Raw genomic sequence first — 544 nt, forward strand, 5'->3', positions numbered from 1 at the left:
TTCAATTAAAAAAGCCGTAACTGGAATCATGATCCCATTCACGAGCATAAAAACGGTCGTCAGCCATTGGGCAAGCCCCGGCGTAATGTTTAAGTCCCTCATAATCGGAGGCAGAGCCGTCGTCAAAAGCGTCTGATTCAAAATGGCGATAAATGTCCCCATAATCAAGACGGCAACAATCGGCAATTGATTTGTCTTGTGCTGTGTTTCACTCATATTAAAACCTTCTTATTTATCATTTTTTATAACACTTTATGAAATAATCGGCACTCGAAATAACTTCTCTTTTCATTTAGGGTAACGAAGGAACTGCAAAACCGCAAGTTCATTTTTAACATTCGGTATATAATACCCAGCTGTCCCTCAATTTAAACAGCCCCTTTAAGCCGGCGAGAATGCCGGTTTAAAGGGGACGGATTATTTTTTGTAAAATCTCAGCAAATCACCGTTAATAATCTTATCGGAAAGGGAAAGTTCTTCATTCGCCTTCTCGATGAGAGGGCCGCATTTGTCCTCTCCATCGTTGATCATGTCCCCGGTTTTT

At 41.0% G+C, this 544-nt stretch carries 2 protein-coding genes; both read right to left on the reverse strand.

Features of this window, described 5'->3' with window-relative positions:
- Positions 1-216 (reverse strand): MFS transporter (locus ACWHAR_RS31090; RefSeq protein WP_452088934.1); only part of this gene is annotated, 216 nt, incomplete at its 3' end.
- Positions 217-417: 201 nt separating this feature from the next.
- Positions 418-544: hypothetical protein (locus ACWHAR_RS31095; RefSeq protein ID WP_452088935.1), on the reverse strand; the 127-nt coding region annotated here is incomplete at its 5' end.

Source organism: Bacillus sp. LR--39 (genome assembly GCF_053613335.1).